This window comes from Candidatus Bathyarchaeota archaeon, from assembly GCA_026014585.1.
In the GTDB taxonomy this organism is placed as follows: domain Archaea; phylum Thermoproteota; class Bathyarchaeia; order Bathyarchaeales; family Bathycorpusculaceae; genus Bathycorpusculum.
In genome coordinates this window covers 1-3,743 of record JAOZIA010000026.1, presented here as the reverse complement: position 1 = coordinate 3,743, position 3,743 = coordinate 1, and the positions used below count along the sequence as shown (strand labels likewise).

General features: G+C 42.1%; 4 protein-coding genes. All 4 read right to left on the bottom strand.

Going from position 1 to position 3,743, the window contains the following annotated elements; translation table 11 throughout:
* Positions 1 to 5: 5 nt before the first annotated feature.
* On the bottom strand, positions 6 to 206 hold the full coding sequence (locus NWF01_12590; protein MCW4025848.1) for a hypothetical protein: 201 nt from the start codon (positions 204 to 206) through the stop codon (positions 6 to 8).
* Between the two features lie 290 nt (positions 207 to 496).
* Positions 497 to 1,192: a response regulator transcription factor gene (locus tag NWF01_12585; GenBank protein ID MCW4025847.1), complete on the bottom strand. Its 696-nt coding sequence runs from the start codon at positions 1,190 to 1,192 to the stop codon at positions 497 to 499.
* Between the two features lie 21 nt (positions 1,193 to 1,213).
* Entirely contained in the window at positions 1,214 to 3,457 is a 2,244-nt protein-coding gene (locus NWF01_12580; protein MCW4025846.1) for a PAS domain-containing sensor histidine kinase, read from the bottom strand.
* Between the two features lie 74 nt (positions 3,458 to 3,531).
* On the bottom strand, positions 3,532 to 3,743 hold a 212-nt coding region (locus NWF01_12575; protein MCW4025845.1), incomplete at its 5' end, for a hypothetical protein.

The following is a 3,743-nucleotide window of genomic DNA, read 5'->3' as shown; positions in this document are numbered from 1 at the left end:
TAAAGCTAGGCTTTGCCGTTGCCGCTGGATTTTTCCCACAGGTCTACCAGCTGGCAGATAAAGCCGTCGTAGCACTGGCCCGGCGCCCTGTTCTTGTCCAGCATCTGCTTGGTTTCCGCCTTGAGCCCGATAGTGGTGCGTGGTTTGAAAAGACCATTACCACTACCACTCACTATGGTTCCTAGAATTTCATCATTATCAGCCATTTTTCTGCCTCTTTATTTTTTGGATTTATCTTAGACGAGCTTTCTACAATCGATTGTCGATAAAGTGATGATTATGGTTATGGCATAGATGCATAAAGAAAATTATAAGAATACATTGGAAGTAAATCTGTAGCTTAATTAAGAATAAAATAACATATGATAATTACGAAACGTGGTTAAGAAAAGAATGCGCAGGTTAAAAACTAATTACAATGAGGTAACGAATAAGTTAAGAGAGACTATCCTTGTTGCCGCTTATCAATAAAGGCGGTTGTCTGGTATCTTTATGGCTATTCAGGTTGATTGAAGTAGTACCCAACGCTGACTTTAGTCAGAATAATTTTAGGTTTAGAGGGGTCAGATTCTAGTTTCTGGCGTAGCCGCCGTATATGGACCTTCAGGCTAAGAGACAATTCAGGATAATATTCTCCCCAAGCTTTTTTAATCAAGTTGGCATGAGTTACGACTTGCCCTGCATTTATCATAAGGGTAGATAGCAAACTGCTTTCGATTGGGGTAAGGTTTATATGCCTGTTGTTGGATATTACTTCATGGGTGGCAGGATATAACTGAAGTTTATCGGTTAGAATCGGAGGATTATTAGACTCACTCGTTTCTTTTCTAATTTGGTTATTCACCCGGGATAATAGCTCCATTTGCCGAAAAGGTTTGACAATATAATCGTTGGCGCCGAGTTCGAGACCTTTAACTATATCAGCCTCATCACTTCTAATAGTCAGAACAATAACGGGTACTTGCGAGAATAACCTTAAGCGCCTTAAGACTTCGAATCCATTGAGGTCAGGTAGCCCTAAATCAAGGATAACTAGGTCAGGTTTTTCTTTCTCGATTAGCTCCAGAGATTCAACCCCGCTTTCCGTCGCAATAATTTTGGTCCTTGGCCATCTTATGCCGATGGTTAGGTCTATTGCCTCAACAATTTCTGGGCTGTCTTCTATAACTAGAATCTTTTGCAGGTCGATCATATTGAAAACTACCCCTGAATCTCAGTTAGTTGTGGTTGGCAATGAAAAGCCGACAATGGTGCCTTCCCCCTCTTCGCTATTAATAAACATACGCCCACCATGGAGCTCCACGAGTACTTTCGAAAGAGACAGACCTAATCCAAGCCCATTTAGATTTTCTGACCCATTACCTATTCTATGATAGGGCTTAAAGATGTGCGCTTGTTCTTTAGCAGATATACCACGTCCCTCATCTTGAACTTCAAAAGTCAGGAGCCCATTTTGGCTATGCACTCTAAGAAAAATATGCCCCTGTTTGCGATTAAATTTAATCGCATTGTCAAGAATATTAAAAAGCACTTGTTGTAAACGCTCGGCGTCTCCCCACAATTTAGGCATTGGTGAGCAGAGGTTCACCTGTAAGTGTTGTTCCCTCTTGGCCACATTCAGCGATACCTGCTGCCTAATCTCCTCGACCATCTCCTGTAAATCTATAAAAGCGGGGTTTAATTTGAGTATTCCGATTTCACCTTTAGCTACATCAAGCAATTCATCTATTCTCTTGTTGAGAATCAAGGCGCTGTTATGTATATTTTGGACTGGTCTCGTCTGGTTTGAATTTGCTATCTTAACGAGCGATTCACTGGATGCAATAATGGCTGTGAGAGGCGTCTTCAGTTCGTGAACTAAAGCTCTGGTAAAATAAACCCTATCATTAATTTGAGCTTCAAGCTCTTGGCGTATACTGCGTTCGGCTTGAAAAAGCTCTTGCTCTTTTTGCCTGGACTTTCGTAGTTCCGCGGTGCGCTCAGTAACTAGTTCTTCGAGGTGTTCTTTATGCTGCTTCAGTTCTTCTTCGGCTTGGACGCGGTTGGTTATATCGAAGATGGTAAGGAACACCCTGGACCACGTTTCCTCATGCCCTGGTGCTATGCGGTGCTCCATATGCAAATGTTTCCAGTTTCCCCTGTATGTTGGGCTACAGGTATCGTAGCTCACTCTAAGAGCCCCATTCATCATCTTAATCATAGCATCAAACAGTTGGGAGTAGCTCCCGTTAAACTGTCCTGCCATCTCTCTTTCTTTTATCATTATTTCCCTTATAAATAGCAATTCATCCCCAGACTCTGCTTCATAAAGGTCAAAGAGCGCTTTATTTCTTTTGATGGGAGAGGCGATGTCAAACCACCTTATAAAATCATCTGGATTTTCCTCGAAGTATTGCCTAAAATCTTTGACCCCCTTAGAGCGTAATTCGTCCAGGTATTTTTTACGTGCAGAATAATCACTCTCCCAGATGGCTACGGGCACATTCTCAAAAAGGCTATGGTATCTATCCCTCTCATCTATTAACCTTTTCTCTAATTCTTTTCGGCTTGTTATATCTCTAACGTAAACTACATTTGCAACCTTGCCCTTATAGCCGGTTATGGCGCTAGTAATTTCAATCGGCACCCCTTCTCCGTCTTTGCGAATGATAGTTAGTTCAAAGAGGTCAGGAGTAGCTTGCCCAGCCATTCCTAGTTGATAATTTCTAATTGAACGCTCTTTCTCTTTTGGGCAAACGAGATCGAAGAAAGACATATCCAGCAATTCCTCTCTGGAGTAACCTGTAATCTGAATCCATCGGTCGCTGATATAGGTATGGACGCCATCTTTTCCGTTTATATCCTGGAGCATGATAACGGCCTCTCCTATCTTGGTTCCTAGTTCTATTAGAGTGCGATACCTGTCCTCGCTTTCCTTTAGGGCGTCTTCCGTATGTTTAGGATATTCAAGCTCACCCTTGAGTTTAGCGGCACGTTCTTTTGCTATCTCTTCAAGATTGTTCTTATAGTCGTCAAGCTCTTTTTTCGCCTTATTCTGCCCTGTAATATCCCTGTGGAAGCAGAATGAAAGCCCTTCTTTTAGGTATCTTATGCTTACGGCCACATCTATTATCCTGCCATCCTTACGCTTGTGGCGAGTTTCAAAGAAAGAAGCCCTAGTTTCTTCTATACCAGCAATCCTTTTTCTGATTGAATCCAGGGATTCATCGAAGCCGATTTCTATATCTTTAATATTCATGGATAGTAGTTCATCACGGCTATAGCCCATCATATTACAGAGGGCATCATTAGCGTCCATAATATCCCCGCTGGGGTGTTTTATCAGAAGGAAGCCTTCGGAGGCGCTTTGGATGATGGCTTTGTACCAATCACTTTTAAAATTAGGGTGGCCTGAATCACTCTTTACCGGATTTCCTCCATTTTTAATTCTGGCCTTTTGCGTCTTGATGTTGCTCACTACTAACCTCTCAAAAAAATGGGTTGCTTATAGGGCAAGGCAGCTTTTAAATAAAGGTATACGATAATATATTATTACTGAAAGTCGGGAGTGTCAATAAAGATAATGATGGCTTTTGCCATGTTCTGGATACAGGAGTATTCAGTTAACAAAACGCTGGATTGTGCAGAAAGCCGACGACCACTATTGCACCGGCTATAAGCCCACCGATCAGCGGCTAGTTGGTGATGTCGCCAATCCCAGTTAAACCACTGGCAATTAGAGGCAAATATATCTGAAAAAAGAG